This window comes from Coprococcus sp. AM14-16, from assembly GCF_003434675.1.
In the GTDB taxonomy this organism is placed as follows: domain Bacteria; phylum Bacillota; class Clostridia; order Lachnospirales; family Lachnospiraceae; genus Coprococcus; species Coprococcus aceti.
Genome location: NZ_QTLL01000002.1, coordinates 300,607 through 322,689 on the forward strand (window position 1 = coordinate 300,607; position 22,083 = coordinate 322,689).

At 45.6% G+C, this 22,083-nt stretch carries 21 protein-coding genes; 5 read left to right on the forward strand and 16 right to left on the reverse strand.

All coding sequences use genetic code 11. The features are described 5' to 3' along the window. Positions 1–51: 51 nt before the first annotated feature. The 4 genes from DW159_RS07495 to DW159_RS07510 are packed head-to-tail and all read right to left on the reverse strand — an operon-like array spanning position 52 to position 2,878. On the reverse strand, positions 52–843 hold the full coding sequence (locus tag DW159_RS07495; protein ID WP_055271978.1) for a hypothetical protein: 792 nt from the start codon (positions 841–843) through the stop codon (positions 52–54). Positions 844–857: 14 nt separating this feature from the next. After that, positions 858–1,415 (reverse strand): hypothetical protein, encoded by a 558-nt coding sequence (locus DW159_RS07500; protein ID WP_117549807.1) that lies wholly within the window; start codon positions 1,413–1,415, stop codon positions 858–860. Between the two features lie 31 nt (positions 1,416–1,446). After that, positions 1,447–2,328 carry a hypothetical protein gene (locus tag DW159_RS07505; protein ID WP_238051178.1) on the reverse strand — a complete coding sequence of 294 codons (882 nt, stop codon included), beginning with the start codon at positions 2,326–2,328 and terminating at the stop codon, positions 1,447–1,449. A 52-nt stretch (positions 2,329–2,380) separates the two neighbouring features. Further along, positions 2,381–2,878, reverse strand: a complete 498-nt coding sequence (locus DW159_RS07510; RefSeq protein ID WP_117549809.1) for a hypothetical protein — start codon at positions 2,876–2,878, stop codon at positions 2,381–2,383. An 838-nt stretch (positions 2,879–3,716) separates the two neighbouring features. On the opposite strand from DW159_RS07510, the gene DW159_RS13615 reads away from it, so the two are divergent. From DW159_RS13615 to DW159_RS07525, 3 genes are read left to right on the forward strand one after another with little or no spacing between them, the layout of a single operon-like run. Further along, positions 3,717–4,499, forward strand: coding sequence for a sensor histidine kinase (locus tag DW159_RS13615; RefSeq protein WP_158547592.1), 783 nt, complete (start codon positions 3,717–3,719; stop codon positions 4,497–4,499). Positions 4,500–4,532: 33 nt separating this feature from the next. Then, positions 4,533–5,276, forward strand: coding sequence for a LytR/AlgR family response regulator transcription factor (locus tag DW159_RS07520; protein ID WP_117549813.1), 744 nt, complete (start codon positions 4,533–4,535; stop codon positions 5,274–5,276). A 21-nt stretch (positions 5,277–5,297) separates the two neighbouring features. Continuing rightward, positions 5,298–6,563 carry a sensor histidine kinase gene (locus DW159_RS07525; RefSeq protein WP_117549815.1) on the forward strand — a complete coding sequence of 422 codons (1,266 nt, stop codon included), beginning with the start codon at positions 5,298–5,300 and terminating at the stop codon, positions 6,561–6,563. Between the two features lie 90 nt (positions 6,564–6,653). Here the strand turns inward: DW159_RS07525 and DW159_RS07530 are convergent, their stop codons facing one another. The 7 genes from DW159_RS07530 to mgtE form a co-directional block, all read right to left on the reverse strand. Continuing rightward, positions 6,654–7,910, reverse strand: a complete 1,257-nt coding sequence (locus tag DW159_RS07530; protein ID WP_117549817.1) for a diaminopimelate decarboxylase — start codon at positions 7,908–7,910, stop codon at positions 6,654–6,656. A gap of 45 nt (positions 7,911–7,955) precedes the next feature. Next, positions 7,956–9,590 carry a class I adenylate-forming enzyme family protein gene (locus DW159_RS07535; RefSeq protein WP_015534358.1) on the reverse strand — a complete coding sequence of 545 codons (1,635 nt, stop codon included), beginning with the start codon at positions 9,588–9,590 and terminating at the stop codon, positions 7,956–7,958. Between the two features lie 212 nt (positions 9,591–9,802). Beyond that, positions 9,803–10,519, reverse strand: a complete 717-nt coding sequence (locus DW159_RS07540; RefSeq protein ID WP_117549819.1) for a prepilin peptidase — start codon at positions 10,517–10,519, stop codon at positions 9,803–9,805. A gap of 25 nt (positions 10,520–10,544) precedes the next feature. Then, complete coding sequence (locus tag DW159_RS07545) at positions 10,545–11,786, reverse strand: phenylacetate--CoA ligase family protein (RefSeq protein WP_004852568.1); 1,242 nt, start codon at positions 11,784–11,786, stop codon at positions 10,545–10,547. Positions 11,787–11,828: 42 nt separating this feature from the next. Beyond that, a complete protein-coding gene (locus DW159_RS07550; protein ID WP_055222410.1) occupies positions 11,829–12,401 on the reverse strand; it encodes an indolepyruvate oxidoreductase subunit beta in 573 nt (190 codons plus the stop codon). Continuing rightward, positions 12,394–14,187: an indolepyruvate ferredoxin oxidoreductase subunit alpha gene (gene iorA, locus DW159_RS07555; RefSeq protein WP_187115857.1), complete on the reverse strand. Its 1,794-nt coding sequence runs from the start codon at positions 14,185–14,187 to the stop codon at positions 12,394–12,396. Before iorA ends, DW159_RS07550 begins: the two co-directional genes overlap by 8 nt. A 147-nt stretch (positions 14,188–14,334) precedes the next feature. Then, positions 14,335–15,729, reverse strand: coding sequence for a magnesium transporter (mgtE, locus tag DW159_RS07560; RefSeq protein ID WP_022217442.1), 1,395 nt, complete (start codon positions 15,727–15,729; stop codon positions 14,335–14,337). 396 nt (positions 15,730–16,125) lie between these two features. On the opposite strand from mgtE, the gene alr reads away from it, so the two are divergent. After that, a complete protein-coding gene (alr, locus tag DW159_RS07565; RefSeq protein WP_117549821.1) occupies positions 16,126–17,259 on the forward strand; it encodes an alanine racemase in 1,134 nt (377 codons plus the stop codon). A gap of 25 nt (positions 17,260–17,284) precedes the next feature. Beyond that, positions 17,285–17,584, forward strand: coding sequence for a helix-turn-helix transcriptional regulator (locus tag DW159_RS07570; protein WP_117549823.1), 300 nt, complete (start codon positions 17,285–17,287; stop codon positions 17,582–17,584). 118 nt (positions 17,585–17,702) lie between these two features. Here DW159_RS07570 and rsmI read toward each other — a convergent pair whose 3' ends face one another. From rsmI to tmk, 5 genes are all read right to left on the reverse strand, one after another. Beyond that, entirely contained in the window at positions 17,703–18,542 is an 840-nt protein-coding gene (gene rsmI / locus DW159_RS07575) for a 16S rRNA (cytidine(1402)-2'-O)-methyltransferase (protein ID WP_117549826.1), read from the reverse strand. A gap of 78 nt (positions 18,543–18,620) precedes the next feature. After that, complete coding sequence (locus tag DW159_RS07580) at positions 18,621–19,514, reverse strand: tRNA1(Val) (adenine(37)-N6)-methyltransferase (RefSeq protein ID WP_117549828.1); 894 nt, start codon at positions 19,512–19,514, stop codon at positions 18,621–18,623. After that, the gene (locus DW159_RS07585; RefSeq protein WP_015534368.1) at positions 19,489–20,397 is read right to left on the reverse strand and encodes a PSP1 domain-containing protein; all 909 of its coding nucleotides are present in this window, start codon (positions 20,395–20,397) and stop codon (positions 19,489–19,491) included. The genes DW159_RS07580 and DW159_RS07585 overlap by 26 nt, the downstream gene beginning before the upstream one ends. Further along, complete coding sequence (locus DW159_RS07590; protein WP_015534369.1) at positions 20,397–21,389, reverse strand: DNA polymerase III subunit; 993 nt, start codon at positions 21,387–21,389, stop codon at positions 20,397–20,399. The genes DW159_RS07585 and DW159_RS07590 overlap by 1 nt, the downstream gene beginning before the upstream one ends. Positions 21,390–21,458: 69 nt before the next feature. After that, on the reverse strand, positions 21,459–22,082 hold the full coding sequence (tmk, locus tag DW159_RS07595; RefSeq protein WP_055146089.1) for a dTMP kinase: 624 nt from the start codon (positions 22,080–22,082) through the stop codon (positions 21,459–21,461). Position 22,083: the final 1 nt, after the last annotated feature.

The following is a 22,083-nucleotide window of genomic DNA, read 5'->3' on the forward strand; positions in this document are numbered from 1 at the left end:
CCTCATATCTGTCCACCACATACATTCCTTTTTTATCTGTATTTCCTTCTTTCATAGAATATCCCTTCTTCTGTGCCATATGTATATAAGAACGAGTGCCGCTGCACTCACCGCAGCATACATCGTCACCATCTGGTACCTGTATGTAACCACATTCTGCAGTGGATTGACCATCTGCATGGCTGACCAGGTTCCAATCCCACGTCCCTCAAACATCACACCGGTAAATACATACAATGCGAACGGAGCCATTATCGTTGAAAATCTGCTCCCGCACCACCTCGCAAAGCACATAGCCACAAGACCTGTTATCCCTCCAAACACTGCATCGAGCAGCGTAAACAGCAACGCATAGCACACAGGATGCTCTGCAAATATTCTCGGGAACATGTGGCAGTCTATAATTCCTGCATACAAAAATGTCAGTTTTTCCGGTCTTTTATCCGGATATATCCCCGCAGCAATGAACATGGCTATGAGCAGCGGGCACGCCACGGCTGCCGCTCCCGAAGCCGCCACAGCCGCTTCCTTTGCAATCATATAGCTTAAGCGGGACGTCTTAATACATATACTGCTTTCATATCCGGTTTTTTGATCCTGATAACACGACCCCGCATACGGAAAACACGCAATCAGTGGCAGCAGTACGTAAAACAAGCTGTTGTATGCAAACTGATAGTCTGTCCCGATCCATGTCTGGATCAAAGCCCTGCCTCTGTTAAATCCATACTGGCTGACATTAAGCCATATGTCCGCCAGCCCAATCAACGTTCCCAGAGCTATGCTTACTGCAAGCCACTTATTTCTGAACGCTCTGGTCATTTCAAATCTTAATACTCTCATATCTCAACACCACTTCATTCAATATCCAGTCTGATCATCAGCTTATCAGGTTCAAGGGTGAGTACATAATAGAAGCTCTCCCGCTCCAGGTTATCCCACGTATCCCTGCTAAATGACACCCGCGCCAGACTTGTCACATACCATATATCCTGATTCATTCCGGGCTCCAGATCATTACTTGTAAACGTATTCAGTTCCCGGCCAGAATACAAATTCACCGAACTGCACCATGTCTGTGACTCAAAGCCACACTCAGTCGCCGCCATCACAGTATCCCAATCGATCGGTTCTTCAGTTGTATTATCTACATTCAGGCGTGTACAGATAAACCGATCCTCCGGGCTCAGCACATCCACACTGTCCACATTAAAACGTGCTTTATACTCATCTATACTGTATATGCGGGTCTCCCTGCATTTTATAAGCAATCCATCCACCGATACATTCTCAGCCGCTTCTACAACTCTGGTGTCATCACTGTACGCCCTGTTAACGCTGTATATTCTTCCGCACCACAAGGTGACTGCACACAAGCTCACAACACCCAATGCCATCAGAACACCTCTCCTCATGCATATACCTCCACAAAATCTGATTCCCACCTCATGGCTTGTCATCCGCTTCCGGCTTTGGGAGTGCATCCAGATCCACAAAATCCGGAAGATCCGCCGGATTGTACGTAAAATATCCTGTGATCACCTGTCCATAATAATATTTCACGCCATCCTCCGGCTCCTGTGGCACAACAAGTCCAATCGTACATTCCATTGTCTCGTGTCCTTCCAGTCTGTATAGATAGTACCAACTGGCTCTGTCATCGCCCTCTGTGTGGACTGATTTGTCAAAGTATACCATTCCTTCTACGAACGAAACCTCACTCTCACCGGGAATCCTCTCCACAATGTCGTATGGGAACACATTCTTCACAACCGCATCCCCGGTATTCGTCAGTCTGCACTTAATAAAATACAGCTTATTGGTCTTTACCACAGTCTGCGTATGCTTATCTATCACATCCTGATACTGTGCAGTTATCTCCTCACACTCCTCAGGAGTATACGCATCCCCTGCCGACTCCTGAAATTCCTTGTATCCCGGAGCCTCCTCATACAGAGCATCCCAGTCTGTTATCTCCTCCTCCGACTCAGGCTCCGGCAGAGTCTCACTGCGAAAATATTCAACCGGATATTTATCCTCTGTTGTTATCTCGTCACCTGTGTATACATCAGCCGACAGCAGCTCTATCTTCACCGCTCCTGACATCAGCACGTTATCACCCACACCTTCTTTTTCACTTATTTTCTCTCCGGTCTTGTTTCCCGAAGCTTCGCTGTCTGTCTCTTCAGATGCCGCCTCAGACGACTTCCTTAACGCTCTGTCCTCTGGGGTTTCCCGTTTTTTCTGGAGCACATACGCCGAAGCTGCCACTGCTGCCATGATCAGCACTGCTGCCACTGTCATCACAAGATATCTTTTCTTCTTCACTTCTACTCCTCCCAACTCTGCCTTTGCCATCCGTCTTATGTCACTGCTTTAATCAGTCATAAATAGTGTAATTTCTTGTGGAATCCGGACTCCACCAGCCCTTTGAATCAGTCTGTGCTTTGACTGTCCTGTGCATCCTCAAGCCTGCATAGGCATAGCCTTTTTCGTTTACCATGTTTGTGATACTCGCCTCAATTCCAAGCGGAATAATATGCGTATCAGATTTTACTATTGGGTTTGTCCCTTTTGATGAATGCGAGCCCATTACTGTGTAACTGAGCTTTGGTCCTACTGTTGGATATACATAAACCTTTGTCTTATTATATTTACGTCTGTACGAACTATAACCATATCCGCTGTTATTGTTGCTAAAAGTAAACAGCTCGTTATCTGTATTAGAATATGATTCTTTGCATGTAACCACTGTACCTGCATTATTTGTATGTACATTCTCAGCCTTAGCCGGTGCTGCAATTCCCACTGTTCCTGACACCGCCATTGCGCCTGCGACAGCAAACATCGCAAGCTTTGTTTTCATTGACTTCTTCATAACCTTTTGTCTCTCCTATTAATTATCTGCAACAACCATATCCATACAATATAGTTATTGTAAGATTTCACCCCAAGACTCACCGCTCCAATTATCAGCACACCTGCTATACCACGATCCTCATCGCTTCTGTATTTTCTGCCCAGCAGGATCTGTGTTAATAATATTCCCAGCTTGTTGTTTAGATTATCTATTCGACCACCTCCACTTTTCTTTTATCATACAACTACTTAGATTGCAATATATTTTACTTAATTTGTCATGAACGGTATCTATCATGTCATAAACGACAATTGACGCGGTATAAATTGGCTTTGTATAATGTTTCAAATATATTATCTTTATGGAGGTTGCCATGATACATCATATCGTAGACTCTTTTTGTTATATTATTGAAATTTTATATGATCTCATCTTGCTCTCATCCATTGCCGGAGTACATATAAAAGAAATGCGACATCCTGTGATAAGTGCAATTTTATACTTTTGTTTGGGAACCTTTTTTTCATCCCTGTTTCCAGGTGCGCTTGGGTGGATCATCTTATGTTCACTAGCCTATTTAACGACTCTTTTTATCTTAAATACGACTATATTTAATTCTCTAATTGCCTTCGTCATATCACACACTTTTATCCTTCTTATTCAAAATTCTATAATTCTGTTATTTTACAGAGTGAATTTTAATAATCAGATAGCCTCCTCCATCGCAGGCTCCCTGATTACTTTTTCTATTGCTTGTGCTATATGCAGGCTACTTCCATTCCATAGCTTCTACTCTCAGTTGATTAATGGCAAATTTTTATCCAAGTACCTTGTAATACATGTTTTTCTGATAATCATGCTTGAGCTGGGACTGCGTAAATACAGCACATTTAACACAATCATATATATCCCCCTCATCTCATTTTTCACCGTGATAGTACTCATCACCGACATAGTAATCCTCAGCCAGCAACAGATCATCAGCAAGCAGCAGCACGATCTGGCAAATTACAACATCTATCAGCCTATGATGGATGATCTGATTGAGGACGTCACGGGAAAGCAGCATGACTTTGACAATATATTGACCGGTATTCGAATGCTTCCATATACGCACACCGACTACAGTTCATTAAAGGAGGCTCTTATCAGCAGTTCAGATGAGGTTATATCCGAATACAGAACCACCGAGCTTCTGAAAATCAACATGTTCGTGATCGCCGGGTTTATATACAGCAAACAAAAGCAGGCAGAAAAGGCGCACAAAAAGCTGAATATTGTCGTTCACAGCTATCTGCTCGAGAGCCGGATGCCTGAATATGAGCTGGTCAGGGTTCTGGGAATACTCATCGACAATGCACTGGAGGCCATATCTGAGCACGATAGTATGACTCTGCACCTGGATAGCCGTGACGGCAGGATCATCATCACCACTCTGAACAGGGGTCCTCTGCTAACACCCGAGATCAGAGCAAAGCTTTTCACGGCAGGCTATACCACCAAGACCTGTGATCGTCAGAAGCACGGTCTTGGTCTTTACAATCTCAGGCGTCTGGTATTTAAATATAATGGAAAAATATATCTGGAAAACGATTATCTTCTGGATGATACTCTGGTGCGTTTTGAAGTAATGGTTTAAAATACAACACATAGAAGGAAGGAGTCTTTTACAATGAGAGCTTTGGTAGTTGAAGACAATGTGGCACAATTAAATGGTCTGGCGGAAATAATAGAAGAAACCTTCCCCGACATAGAATGTCTGAAGGCCGCCTGCTATGATGCTGCTCTGGCTCTGGCAGATTCGCACAGCATCCAGCTTTTTCTGCTGGATATACAGCTTGGCGCCGACCCGGATAAGGACGGAATAACGCTGGGAGAACAATTGCGGAGGAATCCGCGTTATCAGACAACTCCTATTTTGTACGTGACAGCTCTTGTAAACGAAGCTCCCAGAGCGATCCACAAGACCAACTGCTACGATTATCTGGTCAAGCCCTACTCACAGCAGGATCTGATAGAATCTGTCTCCAAGCTTCTGAACCTTTCTCTGATCAGGGAGGAACCAATAGAGCTTACCGACAGAGATGGTGTACTTGCCAGGATCAGACCAGACAATATACTATACATTAAATCCGAGCTGCGAAACATGCATGTCCACACAACCACCGGACTATTTATATCCACAGGAACACGACTCTCTGTATTTGCGGACTCTCTTCCATCGTATTTTGCGCGCTGCCACAAGAGCTTTATCGTAAACCTTCATCATGTGGATACCTACGACAAGGTTACCGCCATGGTATCGCTTGACACACCGGACTATCAATGGATACCGGTTGGCCGCAAATATGCCACAGAGTTTGGTCACAGACTTAAGGCTTCCACAACTGCGCACAAACACGTTGAACAGGCTTAGCAATGATAAGGAGTATTTGAAATGCCGAATTCTATAATTGATCTCCTATGCTTTACATTGGAAACAATGAAGGATGTTATTTTTATATCTGCCCTCATCGGAAGAAAATTCCGGGATATGCGCCACCCAATTATTGGAATGGCTGCTTACCTTATACTCGGGAATGCAGTTTCCTTAATTTTCCCAAATGCATTTGGATGGCTGGCATTATGCCTGCTGTCCTATCTCATGCTGTTGTATATTATGAAGACCAGATATTTTTATGTATTGATGGCGTATATTCTTGAATATCTGTATGCGGCTTTTCTTGAGGACATTATCATCATGGGTATGACACGTCTGGGTGTGAACAATGAGATATACCTGTCCATTTCCTGTGCTGTATTTTCATTTCTGATCTCAGTGGCTCTGTGCAGATATGCGCCTATGAACCGTGTGTTCCAAACCTTCATGGGCGGCAGTGGAATTATCAAATTCCTGTCTATTCATTTGTACGTTGTGTATATGATTGAGACTGGGCTGTACAAATTCAGCACCATCGACACCTCGGTGTATATACCTGTGATATCATGCTTTGCGGTTGTGGTCATTCTCTCGGATATCATCATTCTGGGACAGCAGCGAACCATAGGAAAGCAGCAGCACGACCTGGAATGCTTTAAAACCTATCAGCCTATGATGGCTGATCTGATAAAGGATCTGCGAAGCAAACAGCACGACTTTGATAACCATCTGATGGCAGTCAGAATGCTTCCATACACCTATAGGGATTATGAGTCTCTGAAAAATGCCCTGATAAACTATTCGGACAATATGGTATCTGAATACCGTGAGTCTGAGCTGCTTCGCATCAATCTGTCTGTTGTCGCCGGTTTTATATATAGCAAGATGATCAATGCTGAAAAGAACGGAAAGACTCTGAATGTGATAGTCAGACAGCATACGTTGAAAAGCTGTATGCCCGAATATGAGATCATACGTATACTTGGAATATTAATAGACAATGCTCTGGAGGCTGTAGATGTTCCGGGATCTGCCACCCTGTCTCTTGACAGCAGTCAGAACCAGATCATCATAAGTACCATGAACAAAGGTCCTGTGTTGAGCTCTGATCTTAGAAGAAATATGTTTACCTACGGCTACACAACCAAGACCATCGACAAACAGCATCACGGATATGGTCTTCCGAACATGAAAAAACTTGTGGATGAATATGAGGGAAAGATATGTCTGGATAACCGAACCATATCCGGACAGAATTATATTTGCTTCGAGGTGACAGTGTAACGCAGCTCATGCACCTAGAAAACCGGCAGTATACAGTTGAGCTTCAACTGATATACTGCCGGTTTTCTATGCTTATCTATGATCTGCCTGTTACAGCTCTACATCCCAGAAATCCTTGATGGTTGCGAAGTAATCCTCAGGTGTCTCTGCACGGCGGATGAGTTTGAATGAGCCGTCCGGTCTGAGCAGAACCTCTGCTGACTTCAGCTTGCCGTTGTAGTTGTAGCCCATGGCAAAGCCATGTGCTCCGGTGTCGTGGATGACAAGGATATCTCCCATGTCGATTTTCGGAAGCATTCTGTCTATAGCGAACTTGTCATTGTTCTCACACAGTGAACCTGTCACATCATACTTGTGATCACACGGCTCATTCTCTTTGCCGAGGACTGTGATGTGATGGTATGCACCGTACATGGCAGGTCTCATGAGGTTGACTGCACATGCGTCTACGCCGATGTACTCCTTGTGTGTGTGCTTCTCATGGATAGCTGTTGTAACAAGGTGTCCATAAGGTGCCAGCATGAAACGTCCAAGCTCTGTGAAGATAGCAACATCACCCATTCCTGCAGGTACGAGAACCTCCTCGTATACCTTTCTTACACCCTCGCCGATGACCATGATGTCATTTGGCTCCTTGTCAGGTGTGTATGGGATTCCTACTCCGCCTGAAAGATTGATGAAGTCAAGCTTTACACCTGTCTTCTCCTTGATCTCAACTGCTGTCTCGAACAGGATCTTTGCAAGTGTTGGATAATATTCATTTGTCACTGTATTGCTGGCAAGGAAGGCATGCATTCCAAATCTCTTCACGCCCTTTGCCTTGAGGATCTTGTATGCCTCGATGATCTGATCCTTGGTCATACCATACTTTGCATCACCAGGGTTGTCCATGATGGTGGTTGATATGGAGAACTTTCCGCCCGGGTTGAATCTGCAGCAGATCTTCTCTGGAATTCCTGCTGACTTCTCCAGGAAATCAATGTGTGTGAAATCGTCAAGATTGATGGTTGCGTTAAGCTTCTTCGCAAGCACGAATTCTTCGGCAGGAGTGTCATTGGATGAGAACATGATCTCATCGCCCTTAAATCCCATCTTGTCTGACATCATAAGCTCTGTCAGTGATGAACAGTCTGTTCCGCAGCCCTCTTCCTTGAGGATCTTGAGTATCGTTGGGTTTGGAGTAGCCTTTACAGCGAAATACTCCTTGAATCCTTTATTCCATGAAAACGCCTTATAAAGCTTTCGCGCATTCTCTCTGATTCCTTCTTCATCGTAAATGTGAAACGGTGTAGGGATCTCCCTGATGATCTCCTCTGCCTTTGCCTTTGTAATAAATGGTGTCTTCATCTTTTTTGTCCTTTCTGTGCTGTATTATGGCAAGTATCCTGCATATTATGCGTTGTTCTCCGCTGCAACAAGGTTCTCACTCTTGTGCATCTTACGGAGAAGTGGCTTTTCTATCTTACCTGTAGCATTTCTCGGAACGTGCTCAAATATGATCTTCCTTGGTCTCTTGTATCTTGGAAGTTCTTTACAGAACTCGTTGATCTCTTCCTCTGTGCAGGTCATGCCATCCTTTACCTCTATGATCGCCGCTGTGATCTCTCCGAGACGGGCATCTGCGATACCAATGACCGCAACGTCCTTGATCTTCTCGTATTTGCTGAGGAAGTTCTCTATCTGTACAGGGTAGATATTCTCTCCACCACTGATTATAACATCTTTCTTTCTATCTACAAGATAAATAAATCCATCTTCGTCCTGCATAGCCATATCTCCTGTGTACAGCCAGCCGTCCTTCAGGCACTCCTCTGTCGCCTTCGGATTCTTGTAGTAGCAGGTCATGACACCAGGTCCCTTGAGGATAAGCTCGCCGACTGCGCCCTGCTCGACCTCTGTTCCGTCCTCGTTCACGATCTTCGCCTGCCAGCCATAACCCGGCACGCCTATAGCTCCGACCTTATGTATGTTCTCAACTCCCAAATGTACAGCGCCCGGTCCGATGGACTCTGAAAGACCATAGTTCGTGTCGTACTGATGGTTAGGGAATATCTCTTTCCATTTCTTTATAAGACTCTGTGGTACCGGCTGTGCTCCAATGTGCATCAGTCTCCACTGTGACAGCTCATAATCTTCAAGATGTACATCGCCGTTCTCTATGGCAAGCAGTATATCCTGAGCCCATGGCACCAGAAGCCATACTATAGTACACTTCTCGTCGCTTACCGTCTGAAGTATAGTCTTGGCGCTTACTCCCTTGAGCAGAACTGCCTTTCCGCCCACTATCAGACTTCCAAACCAGTGCATCTTGGCACCTGTGTGGTACAGTGGCGGAATACACAGGAACACATCATCCTTTGTCTGTCCGTGATGTACATTCTCGACCTTTGCCGCATGCATCAGGCTCTCATGGTTGTGCAGAATAGCCTTTGGGAATCCTGTTGTTCCAGATGAGAAATATATAGCCGCATCATCACTGTCCTTGATGTCCCTCTTCTCGAATACACTTGAGCAGTTGGATGTCAGCTTGTCATAGTCCTCTGCAAATGTAGGACAATTGCCGCCCACATAGAAGAGGATTCTCTTCTCAGCTATCTCGTCAACGACAGCCTCTATACGTCCGATGAACTCAGGGCCAAATACAAGCACGTCAACATCTGCAAGCTCTACACAGTATTTGATCTCCTCCGCATCGTATCTGAAGTTGAACGGAACCACTATGGCTCCTGTCTTCAATACTCCGAAATATATTGGAAGCCACTCAAGGCAGTTCATCATGAGGATACCTACCTTGTCTCCCTTCTGGATTCCGCGTGATACCAGTAGATTGGCAAATCTGTTTGCCTTCTCGTTGAACACGCTCCATGTGATCTCTCTTCTGTACTGGCATGTAGGATTCGACTCTATGAGCTCATACTCCCTCCATGTAACCCTTCTCGTCTCCTGCACATCAGGATTTATCTCTACCAGAGCGACATCATTTCCATATTCTCTGGCATTTCTCTCTAAGTAATCTGTGATTGGCATAATCGTAACTCCTAACCTCTCTTAATAATTGCTCTTCTTTCTCAATTAAAAGCTTTAACGCGTTAAATTGCACGCTCTTTACAGTATATCCCTCACATGGAAAATATACAATAGGCAATTACATTTGAATACTATCATAAAAAATAGTGCTGATGTATAAGTTTTTTATCACTTATACACCAGCACTATTTCTTTTTCATGGATTCATCACTCTACGCGTAGAATGATGCCTTGATCATATTGATATAGCTGTTCATCATCTGTGATCCCACAAATGTCGCAATCATCAGGCCAACGCTGAGCGCCGGGCCAAATGCGAAATGATCGTCCTTGCCTTTCTTACGCCTTGCAAGAAGTATCACGCCCTGGCATCCACCAATGATAAGTCCGATGAAGAATGCTATGACGGTTGCCTTCCAGCCAAGGAAGAATCCTGCGGCAAACATGAGCTTGATATCTCCTCCGCCAAATCCATCCGGTATAACCAGCACTATCAGGAACAGAGGAAGACTCACGCAAAGCATTCCAATAAGTCTGCTCACAAGAGAGAGATCTCCGCCTGTCAGTGAAAATCCACCTCTCGTGAATATGGATATAACTCCAAGCACCAGTATGCATACATTCAGCACAAATGGTATCTCCATGGTATCAGCGTCTATGAATGTGATGATAGTCAGCAGTCCAAAGAACAGGAATACCGTAACCGCCTCAAGGCTCACATCAAACTGCCACACCATAAGCACTCCGAACACCCCACCAAGGATCTGTATGAACAGACATCTCGGAGAAAACTTCTCAAAGCTCTTCGGCTTTCCCTTAAATATATTCTCGTTGTCAGGCAGCTTGAGTATGATCTCATTTGCCAGAGTGAAAAGCACCACCCCAAGTAAAAACGCAACTATACAAGCTGCTATATTGATTGAATTCATAAATATAAAATCCCTTCTAAAAATATCACTGCTCACGATGGTCGATGACACGCTGTGTCTTCTTCTCACTTCTAGGCAGCGTTCCAACAGGGACAACAGTAATCTTCGGTGTAACTCCGATCCTTGACTTGAACAGATCTCTGATCTGACGTCCTGTCTGCTCAAAATCTACACGTCCCTCGGCCTCAACTGTAACCAGCATGATATCCTTATTGGCAGGCTCGTCATGGGCTATATTTATGGTGTACTCACTTGGGACTCCATCCACAAGTGCAAGCAGCTCCTCAACCTGACTTGGGAACATATTTACGCCGTGTACCTTGAACATATCATCACTTCTGCCCTTGATGATATCCAGTCTAGGATGCTTTCTTCCGCATGGACACTCACCCGGAATGATCCTTGATATATCGTGTGTCCTGAAACGGATGAGCGGAGCCCCCTCCTTAACCAGAGTAGTGATAACTATCTCTCCCTCCTCTCCGTCAGGGAGAGTCTTTCCGGTCTTCGGATCTATTATCTCTATATAAACATAATCATCCCAATAGTGCATTCCATTCTGGGCATCGCAGCTTATTCCGATACCAGGTCCATAGATCTCTGTAAGTCCATATATATCATACAGCTCTATTCCAAGCTTCTCTTTTATATACTTTCTCTTCTTCTCACTCCAGCGTTCTGAGCCAAATACGCCCTTTTTCAAATGTATCTTATCCTTAAGCCCTCTCTTATCTATCTCCTCGGCAAGAAGAAGTGCGTATGATGATGTTGCTGTGAGAACTGTACTTTCAAGATCGATCATCATCTGTAACTGTTTGTCAGTATTTCCAGGACCCATAGGAATCACCATGGCACCAAGCTTCTCCGCGCCTGCCTGAAATCCTATTCCGGCTGTCCACAGACCATATCCCGGTGTGATATGTACCCGGTCTTTCTTTGTCACTCCTGCTGTCTCGTAGCATCTTGCGAACATGGTTGCCCAGTCATCGACATCCTTTGCTGTATAAGGTATGATAACCGGCTTTCCTGTTGTTCCTGAAGATGAATGGATACGTACCACTTCCTCATCCGGAACAGCCTGTATTCCCAGTGGATAAGCATTTCTCAGATCATCCTTGCTTGAAAACGGAAGCTCCTCAAATGCCTCCTGACTTGTCACATCTGTTATACCAAGTTCTCTGTACTTCTTACCATAATAGCTGTCAGTCTTTACAAGTCTCTTTATCTGAGCGTCCACCTGACTGAGCTGTGTGTCATTTAACTTCATAATTTTTACTCTCCTTTTTCCCTTCGGTCAGCCCATCGCCAACTACATCTTCATCGCATATTCAAATACTTTCTTGTTCACCTCTACAAACTTCGGATTCACTCCATTCTCAATAGCTGAAATGATATCCGCCTCGTCAAGTCCAAGTCTGCCGCTGGCTGCTGCAACTCCAAGAAGTGCTATGTTGTAGAACTTTGCCGAACCAAATTCACGGCTTATCGCCGCGCCATCCATGACTATACAATCGCATTTATCCTTCAGGTAGTCAAGCATCGGCTGCGCCTCGTAGCCTGAATTCATGAGCGAGTCAGTCGCCGGTTTCACCGGGACGTTGTTGGTGATGACGATTCCTCCCTTTTTCAGATAAGCCAGATTGCGCACCGCCTCTGCAGGCTCAAACGCAAGTATAATGTCAGCACCGCCCTGGGCTATGAGTGGCGAATACGCCTCACCGATCCTCACATGGCTCGTGACACTTCCGCCTCTCTGCGCCATTCCTATGGTCTCCGCCGAATGTACCGTCTCGCCCTTTGCCATATAAGCCGATGCGATGAGCTTGGACGCAAGAACCGTTCCCTGTCCGCCTACTCCGCAGACCAGAATATCTTTATTCATTGCAAGCACCTCCTATCGCCCCCACCGGACAGATCTGTGAACAAAGACCGCATCCCGTACACAGGCTTTCATCTATCGCCACCTTAGCATCCTTCAGGATTATCGCAGGGCAGCCTATCTCTCTGATACATTTCTTACACTGTATACACTTTTCGAATATCTCCATCTTGCCAGACGGCTTGGTGATGGCTATACATGGCGACTTGAAAATGATCGCTTTGACACCTCTGATATCCGCACACTCCTTAACTGCTGCCACGCTCGCCTCAAGATCAAGCGGATCAACAGTGACTATCTTCTTCACTCCGATTCCTTCAAGAACCTTCTGTATACTCACCTTGTCCACGAACTGGCCCATCATATTGCGTCCTGTTCCCGGATGTGGCTGGTGTCCCGTCATGGCTGTGGTCGAATTGTCCAGCACGCACAGGATCATATTTGCATCATTGTACACTGCATTTACCACGCCGGTCATACCAGACGCGAAGAATGTGGAATCTCCCACAAATGCAAAGCACACGCCGTCTTCATCCACCCAGTGGAAGCCCTGCGCCATGGTGATTCCGGCACCCATGCACAGACAGGTGTCAACCATGTCAAGCGGCATGGCATTTCCAAGTGTATAGCATCCGATATCTCCGCAGAAATAACTCTTTCTGCCGGCCATCGCCTTCTTTACCGCATAGAATGACGCTCTGTGAGGGCATCCCGCACACAGCACAGGCGGTCTCACAGGAAGCTCCGGTGCATCTGACACATCCACCTGGGAAGTCTTCTCAAGTCCCAGAAAATCGCACAGGATGTCTGCAGCCTTGTTGGTAGAAAGCTCTCCGCTCGCCGGCACATCACCGGTCTGCTTTCCTCTGACATCTATATCCATATGGTATTTGCCTGCAAGGCGTAATATCTGATTCTCTATGTATGGGCTTAGCTCCTCAAGGCACATGACCTCAGTCACCCCATCCAGCGCATTCTTCACGAACTGTTCAGGGAACGGATGTGGGGTTGCTATACGGACCAGCTTCACATCAGGCACGTTCTTGAGTGTCTCCTTTGCATAGCAGTAGCTGATTCCCGAAGCAAATACCGCCTTGCTGCCGCATCCCTCCACTGTATTCATGGAGTAGCTGCCGAAGTCGTCCCCAATCTCTACATTTCTTTTTTCTATCATGGCATGATTGGCAAATGACAATCTCGGGAATATAACCCATTTCTTTGAATCCTTTACAAATCCCTCATATTCCTTTGCCTTCCACTCGTCTTTTACCTCTATGGATGCATATGCATGACACACTCTGGTTGTCGGTCTGAACAGAACCGGAGTCTTGTATTTCTCCGAGTAGTCAAATGCATCCTGTATCATCTGATATGCCTCCTCAGGAGTCGACGGGTCAAATACCGGGATCCTGCAAAAGTCTGCAAACATCCTCGTATCCTGCTCCGTCTGTGACGATATCGGTCCCGGATCATCCGCAGACACAATGACCATTCCGCCCTTTATTCCGACATACGCCAGCGACATAAGCGGATCCGATGCCACGTTTAGACCCACCTGTTTCATGGTCACAAGCGTTCTCGCTCCACTGTATGATGCACTGGCGGCAACCTCCATGGCCGCCTTCTCATTTACCGACCACTCCACATGGACTCCGTCGTGCGGGTATTTTGCTACTGTCTCCAGTATCTCCGAAGACGGGGTTCCCGGATATCCCGCCACAAGGTTCAGACCCGCCGCAAGTGCACCGAGGGCTATGGCCCCGTTACCCATAACATATTCTTTTCTCATAACAATACTACCTTCCAAGTCATTTATAAATTCTCTTATATTTCGATATTATACCCTCCACAGCTTTCAATGACAACAAATATTCGGGGCAGCACCACTTTACTGTTATAAAGTGGTGCTGCCCCGAATATTTTCTGCTATATATCTCTATACAATTTGCATGCACTGTATGAGCAGCAGCCACGCAAGTCCATAGTATGTGATAACCGCCACAAGATCATTTACCGTGGTGATGAGCGGGCCGGATGCCACTGCCGGATCAACCTTGATCTTGTGAAAGAACATAGGTACAAGGGTTCCAACCAGACTTGATATTACCATTGCCACTAGCAGTGATACACCAACACAGCCAGATATCATGAACGCTTTTCCCATAGTGAAACCTTTGAACACACCGATATATACCCCAAGGAAGATCAATGACAACGCTCCTAGGATCAGGCCGTTTCCAAATCCAACTCTCATCTCCTTGACCACGAGCGACATTTTTTCCTTTCCTGTCAGATTCTCATCCATGAGCACACGGATCGTCACCGCAAGGGACTGCGTGCCGACATTGCCCGCCATATCCAGAATCAGAGACTGAAAACACATGACGATCGGCAACACCGCCACCACACCTTCAAATGCTCCGACAACCGTGGACACTCCCATGCCCAGAAACAGCAGTATGATGAGCCACGGCATGCGCTTTTTCATGCTTTCAAATGTTGTCTCCTTCAGATCTTCCTCCGCAGTCAGACCTGCCAGCTTGGCATAGTCATCACCCATTTCATCGTCCACTGCCTCTATGACATCCTGTGCAGTAAGGATACCGATTATCTTTTTTTCGCCGTTCAGCACAGGGAGGGAATCCTCCGCATAATCTTTGATATCTTCTATGCACTCCGATATCTTCTCATGATCTATCAGATACGGATAGGAATCAATGATTATATCGTCCAGCTCATCATGCTCTCTGGCAATTATGAGATCCTTCAGATCTATGGCGCCGCAGAACCTTCCCTCGTCGTCAACCACGTAGAGTGTTGATATATTGTCTTTTTCTCCCGCCTGCTGTACAAGCTCGTGCATGGCCTGACGTATGGTCAGATTTCTCGATATGCTTATATAATTGTTGGTTATAAGACTTCCTATCTCATCATCATCGTAGGAATTTATGAGACGGATATCCGCCTTCAGATCCTCGTCAAGTATCGGACGCAGCTGATTCTTGACTTTCTCATCCACATCCTCCAGAAGATCGACAGCGTCGTCCGAATCCATCTCATTTATGACTTCTGCCAGCCTGCCTATACCCAGCTCCTGTATATACTCCTCCGGTTCCTCTATATATGAAAAAATGTTGGATATCCATTCCGGATCAAGACTGTCATACAGGGATTTTCTCTCCTCATTTGTCAGCAGCTCCAGACTCTGTGCAATGTCCTTCTCGTGGTAATCCTTCAGCCTGTCAACAAGCTGTTCTCGGTCATAACCACTTCTTATTATCGTTACGATATCCTGCGCAAATGTTGATTCCTTTAATATCTCTTTCGTCATTCTAAGCCTCCATTCTCCCTAAAAAGGGCATAAAAAACCATCGTAGCAAATGCTACGCAAACTCTACTGCTTTGTTGCGACATTCTTTAACGATGGACAGACTTAGACCATATATAAAAAGCGCTTATACAGACACCTGAAGATAATCCGGGTCTGTTTCATCGTTATATGTACTTCGACCATGACTATCACAACTGTCCATATTTTTCGCCTCCTTTGTTTTTTCCTTTTAGGTATAATAACATGACACCAAACAGAAATAAACATAAGCTTTGTAAAATATATATTCTGCGTGGCTTTTGACAACATCATAACACACATGTTGACTCATTCAACAAATAAAAATATAATTACATGGTTACTATAATTTGACAGTTGTAAAACAGGAGAATGACTATGAATAACAGACCATTTGCAGGAAGAACTGCAGCAGTTATAGATCTGGCAAAGCTCAGGAGCAATATTGCCAACATAAAATCAAGACTGAAACCGGGTGTTGAATTTATCGCTGTCATGAAGGGCGATGGATACCGCCACGGTATTGCAGGACTTTACCCGACTCTTAAAGAGTGTGGCATAGACAGCTACGCCGTCGCTATCTGGGAAGAGGGAAAGATGCTCAGGGACGCAGGTGCCACAGAGCCTATCCTTATCCTCGGCGATACAGCGGATGACATGCTGGACGAGGCCGCAAAGTACGACCTTGATCTCACTGTCTTTTCAATGGAGGGTGCTGAGAACATGGCTGCCGCTGCAAGAAGAGCCGGCAAGAAACAGAATGTCCAGATAAAGCTGAACACCGGTATGAACCGAATAGGATTCCCGGTATGTCAGGAATCATTTGACACTATAAAGAAGATCTGCGAGATGGAGGACCTGAACGTAACAGGTATATTTACACATTTTGCAAGGGCAGATGAGGGGGATCACACAAGTGCAAGAAAGCAGCTTGACCTATATCTCCACGCCGTAAATGAACTTGAGAAGATGGGGGTTGTCATACCAAAGCACCACGTAGCCAACAGCCCTGCCATACTGATGCTGCCTGAGGCACAGCTCGACGCAGTCAGATGCGGTGATATCCTCTATGGTCTCACTCCTTCTGATGATTTTGACTGGAAGAATTCAGGACTTCAGGAGATCCTCAGCTGGTACACATACGTTGCCATGGTGAAGGAGGTTCCTGCCGGATCCGAGGTTGGCTACGGCGGAACGTTTGTTACCGAAAGACCTACAAAGATCGCAACACTTCCGGTAGGTTTTGCGGACGGCTATAGCCGTTACCTGTCCAACAAGGGCAAGGTCATCATAAATGGTCATGAGGCACCGATCATCGGACGCGTATGTATGGATCAGTGCATGGCGGACGTCACAGACATCCCGGATGTACAGCGCGGCGACACTGTAACCCTTCTCGGTGAGGGCATGTCCATCGAGGACATGGCAAATATGCTTGACACGAATGTGGATGTGATCGTGTGCAACATATCGGTGAGGGTTCCGAGGGTGTATATAAATGGGGATATCTGATCGGCAGCGCCACGGAGGAGAAGGTATGACTTTTGGAGAACGATTGTATGAATTGCGAAATAAAAATAATCTATCCCAGGAAGAGCTTGCAGAGGTTTTAGATGTGTCCCGGCAATCGATTTCCAAATGGGAAAATGATAAGGCATATCCTGAGATGACAAGGCTGTTTATGAAAACGAACGGAAATGATTTCAAGAATTGGATGAATCACGGAACCAAAATCCAGATATTGATAAGAAGGATAATGATTATAGGCCTGATCGCACTTATGATATATGGCACAGGTTATGCTATTGGAACATTTATTGCACACCTTGGGTTTTAAAGGTGGAGATAAATCTGAAATAAAGGGGACTTTTAAAAAGCAAAAAAGCCCCCATCTTTTGTGTTCAACCTACTCTTCCTTCGAGCTGGATGTCGATCCTTTATCTATTCTCTTATTCCTATTTCATCACAGCATTATACACATCCCTCTTAGGGACTCCGCGGTCAACAGCCGCCTGCTTGATCGCATCTTTCTTGGACATGCCCTGATCAACGTACGTCTGAACATGTTCCTCCACGGACATAGCCTCGAACAAGTTCTTCTTCTCCTCCTCAAGTTTCTTCACATCAAGCCCCTCTATCACGATAACGAATTCTCCTCTTGGATCTTCCTCCTCGTAGCGGGCTATCGCCTGTGAAAGCATCATTGGTTCTATCGTCTCATGTTTCTTGGTGATCTCTCTGGCAAGTGTTATATGCCTGTCACCGAGTGTCTCCATGAGTTCCGCCAAAGTTTTCTTCAGCTTGTGAGGGGCCTCATACATCACCATTGTCCTCGTCTCACGCTTCATCTCCTCGAGAACCCTCGTCCTGTCCTTCTTGTCATATGGAAGAAACGCCTCAAATGCGAATCTTCTGGTCGAAAGTCCGGAGCTGATGAGTGCCGATATGCATGCGCACGCCCCCGGCACCGGTGTAACCTCAAGCCCTGCGGCAAGAGCCTGTCTCACAAGCTCCTCCCCGGGATCAGATATACCCGGAGTTCCGGCATCAGTGATAACTGCAACGCTTTGTCCCTGCTGCATTTTCTCAACGAGAACCTTTGCCTTATCGTATTTGTTGTATTCATGATAGCTTGTCATCGGAGTCTTGATCTCGAAATGATTGAGCAGCTTGATACTGTTTCTTGTATCCTCCGCCGCTATCACATCCACCTCGGAAAGAACCCTGACAGCCCTGTATGTCATATCCTCAAGATTGCCTATAGGTGTTGCCACCAGATATAATTTGCCTGCCATATATAAACCTCACTATCTGTAATATGTACATTAGGGTGTTTACAACATTTTTCACTTTCATGCTGCAGCCGTTGCCTGTTACCGCTTTGCACTGCCTTCATACGTCGCAAGCAGCTGCTCCGTGTACACTCCCGGAGCTTTGTAGACTATCATAGGCGGATCGATCTTGATCATGGAGTTGCCACCCTTGACGGCCTCCACTATGACCATGTTTGGCTCCTTATCTATGTATGGATGTACAAGCTGCATCCTCTTTGGCTCAAGCCTGTGCTCATGCAGGCATTCAAATATCTCAGCCAGCCTGAACGGCTTGTGTATCATATAAAAGCTTCCGCCGGGTTTAAGGGCATACTCTGCCGCAGCCACCACCTGATCCAATGTCACATGAACCTCATGTCTCGCTATGTTCTTCGGAGCATCCGGATTCTCCAGACCGTGACTGCCCTTTATGTATGGCGGATTTGAGGTCACTATGTCAAAGGAGGCCTTCTTGTAGTTACAAGAGACCTCCTTTATATCTCCGTTATCTATTCGCACTAAACCGTCAAGCCCATTGAGGCTCACGCTCCTTGCCGCCATGTCCGCGCATTCAGTCTGGAGTTCTATACCTATAAAACGTGCATTATCAGCAGGCTTAGCATCCGTCAATCCTCGTTTTATTTCCGGATGATCAGACGCTATCTTACGGTCAATAGCGTCCAAAACAGCCAGCCTCTCCTTCCGGGTAAGAGTCCCTTCTCCATATTCCTTTGCAGCAAGAAGTATAGGTATGATACCTGTTCCTGTCCCGAGATCCAAATATCTGCCCTTCCTCTTAAATCGCACATAATTTGCAAGCAGCACAGCGTCCATTCCAAAACAGAACATCCCGCTGTTCTGTATGATCTGATATCCTCTGCACTGCAGATCATCTATCCTCTCATCAGGTTTTATAACCACATCCGGTTTAATCGTCAAATTTGGACTTTCCACCCTTGTCCTCCAATGCCTCAAGTGCCTTGTACTCCTCAGCGCTGAGTCTCTCTGAATTCTTTCTTCTCTTAGGCTTGAACTTGAGTTCAGCCACAGGATACTCCATAACTTCCTTGTTGTCATCCTTGTCTGTCACCACGATCTTAACCTTCTGTCGGAGAACGTTCACTGACATTACCTCGCCCTTATTGCCATCTATGGTCCTGACGAAATCTCCTACATTCGGAAGCTTCTCATTCAGATACTCGTAAGTGTCCTGCTCATGCTTCAGACAGCACATAAGTCTTCCGCACACACCGGATATCTTAGTAGGATTCAGTGACAGGTTCTGCTCCTTTGCCATCTTGATTGATACTGGAACGAACTCCGACAAATGCTTGTTACAGCAGAGCTCCCTTCCACATATGCCGATTCCGCCAACCATCTTGGTCTCATCGCGGACACCGATCTGTCTGAGCTCTATTCTTGTCTTGAACACCGACGCAAGATCCTTTACCAGCTCTCGGAAATCGATTCTCCTGTCTGCTGTGAAGTAGAACAGCACCTTATTGTTGTCAAATGTATACTCAGCCTCGATGAGCTTCATGTCCAGCTTATGCTTTGCGATCTTCTCAAGACATATGCCAAATGCTCTCTTGCTCTTCTTCTTGTTATCCTCGTATCTTCTGGTGTCATCCTCTGTGGCAATTCTTATGATTGGCTTGAGTGACGCCGTTATCTTGCCCTCTTCTACCTCTCGTCTTCCCAGAACCACTTTGCCGTACTCCACACCCCTTGCGGTCTCGACAATGACAAAACTGCCGGCCTCGACCTCAAAGTTCTGTGGATCAAAATAATATATCTTACCGTTTGGTCTGAAACGAACTCCTATAATCTCTTTCATTAACAATTCTCCTTCATGGTTAGGAGCATAAGCTCCATGACAATGTCAAAGCTGACATTCGCCTCAAGTCTGACCTTGGCCTTGTCCATAGACTTGAGTACCTTTTCTATACCCTCATAGCTGATGTGTGAAGACTGCTTTCTTATATCAGAATAATACTCCTTGAACATCAACCGGCCCGGGTTATTGGACACCTTGAGCATAAGAATGTCCCTGTACCACATCATCATCAGATCGATGTAGTCACTTACCTTGAGCTTGTACAGCTCCATATTCTTAATGGCAAATATCATGTCATCAACCGACATATCACTTATATGTCTCATGAACTTCACCACATTTTCCTTGATCTCCTTGTACTCATCACTAGTTGCAAGCCTGATGGCCTTTCCCAGATTGCCCTGGGCAAAATCCATACAGAAGTCAGCCTTCTGCTTGTCCAGCTTGAGCTCGTTCATGAGATAATCAAGTATATCATGTTCTCTGACAGGCTTCACATTCAGCACTATACATCTGGACTGTATAGTCTGAAGCATCTTATCAAGATTGTTGGTGAGCAGTATGATTATTGCATAGGACGGAGCTTCCTCGATCGTCTTTAACAAAGCGTTCTGTGCATTCACATTCAGAAGCTGTGCATCCTCTATAACATATATCTTATATCTGCTGCTATAAGGCTTGATATCAATATCAGAATTCACCTGATCACGTATCTCTTCAACCGAGATCACATTTGGCTTGTCGTGGGTCACCCACACGATATCAGGCTGATTTCCCGTCTCACACTGAAGACATGACTTACAATGATTACATGGCTCTGTACCGCCCTCCTCACACTGGAGAGTCTTGACCAACGCCCTGGTAAGGGTCTTTTTTCCACTTCCTGTCTCGCCATTGATGATGTAGCCCTGGGATATCTTACCCAGCTCAATGCTGCTCTTGAAGTGGCGTATTATGTCCTCATGTCCGATTATGTCTGTGAAATCTATCATATATACCAACCCCCTTACAATTAATTGTTTCTGTATGTCTATTCTGACCTTCTCCAAAATCAAAATATATTAAAGATTAAGTTTCTTCTCTACATACCCTACTATTATACCATGAATCTCATCAATAGGTAAAGTAGCGTCTATCTTCACTATTCTCTCAGTGTGCATATCCGCAAGCATGCGGTATCCATCCACGACCTTCTGATGGAACTCCATTTTTTCATTCTCCATTCTGTCAAGTTCAGCCTGGTTCTTCTTTCTGGATATTCCCTCCTGGGCGTCAAGATCCATGAGGAATGTCATATCCGGCATGATTCCCTGAAGTGCAAATTCATTTACCTTATACACCGTGTCAACTCCGAGTCCTCTTCCGATTCCCTGATACACAGCGGATGAGTCCACAAATCTGTCTGCAATCACCGCCTGACCGGCATCCAGTGCAGGCTTGATATTCTCTTTCACAAGCTGTGCTCTCGCCGAAGCATACAGAAGCAACTCAGTCATATATCCCATCTCTGTAAAATCCTTGTTCAATATAACCTCGCGGATCGCCTCACTTATGGGATTTCCCCCCGGATCTCTGGTTATCAGCACGTCATAGCCTTTCTTCTCCAGATATTCCTTAAGCAGCTCCCTCTGTGTGGTCTTGCCCGCTCCGTCCGGGCCCTCTATAGTTATAAATATTCCTTTCATA

Bases quoted from the DNA above. Each gene is read 5' to 3' on its own strand.
- DW159_RS07570 (WP_117549823.1), top strand. From the start codon at position 17,285: ATGACTTTTGGAGAACGATTGTATGAATTGCGAAATAAAAATAATCTA.
- tmk (WP_055146089.1), bottom strand. From the start codon at position 22,082: ATGAAAGGAATATTTATAACTATAGAGGGCCCGGACGGAGCGGGCAAG.
- DW159_RS07495 (WP_055271978.1), bottom strand. From the start codon at position 843: ATGAGAGTATTAAGATTTGAAATGACCAGAGCGTTCAGAAATAAGTGG.
- DW159_RS07535 (WP_015534358.1), bottom strand. From the start codon at position 9,590: ATGCCAATCACAGATTACTTAGAGAGAAATGCCAGAGAATATGGAAAT.
- mgtE (WP_022217442.1), bottom strand. From the start codon at position 15,729: ATGACGAAAGAGATATTAAAGGAATCAACATTTGCGCAGGATATCGTA.
- DW159_RS07545 (WP_004852568.1), bottom strand. From the start codon at position 11,786: ATGAAGTTAAATGACACACAGCTCAGTCAGGTGGACGCTCAGATAAAG.
- DW159_RS07520 (WP_117549813.1), top strand. From the start codon at position 4,533: ATGAGAGCTTTGGTAGTTGAAGACAATGTGGCACAATTAAATGGTCTG.
- DW159_RS07500 (WP_117549807.1), bottom strand. From the start codon at position 1,415: ATGAGGAGAGGTGTTCTGATGGCATTGGGTGTTGTGAGCTTGTGTGCA.
- DW159_RS07510 (WP_117549809.1), bottom strand. From the start codon at position 2,878: ATGAAGAAGTCAATGAAAACAAAGCTTGCGATGTTTGCTGTCGCAGGC.
- iorA (WP_187115857.1), bottom strand. From the start codon at position 14,187: ATGAGAAAAGAATATGTTATGGGTAACGGGGCCATAGCCCTCGGTGCA.
- DW159_RS07525 (WP_117549815.1), top strand. From the start codon at position 5,298: ATGCCGAATTCTATAATTGATCTCCTATGCTTTACATTGGAAACAATG.
- DW159_RS07540 (WP_117549819.1), bottom strand. From the start codon at position 10,519: ATGAATTCAATCAATATAGCAGCTTGTATAGTTGCGTTTTTACTTGGG.
- DW159_RS07550 (WP_055222410.1), bottom strand. From the start codon at position 12,401: ATGAATAAAGATATTCTGGTCTGCGGAGTAGGCGGACAGGGAACGGTT.
- DW159_RS07585 (WP_015534368.1), bottom strand. From the start codon at position 20,397: ATGAAAGAGATTATAGGAGTTCGTTTCAGACCAAACGGTAAGATATAT.
- rsmI (WP_117549826.1), bottom strand. From the start codon at position 18,542: ATGGCAGGCAAATTATATCTGGTGGCAACACCTATAGGCAATCTTGAG.
- DW159_RS07590 (WP_015534369.1), bottom strand. From the start codon at position 21,389: ATGATAGATTTCACAGACATAATCGGACATGAGGACATAATACGCCAC.
- alr (WP_117549821.1), top strand. From the start codon at position 16,126: ATGAATAACAGACCATTTGCAGGAAGAACTGCAGCAGTTATAGATCTG.
- DW159_RS13615 (WP_158547592.1), top strand. From the start codon at position 3,717: ATGCTTGAGCTGGGACTGCGTAAATACAGCACATTTAACACAATCATA.
- DW159_RS07530 (WP_117549817.1), bottom strand. From the start codon at position 7,910: ATGAAGACACCATTTATTACAAAGGCAAAGGCAGAGGAGATCATCAGG.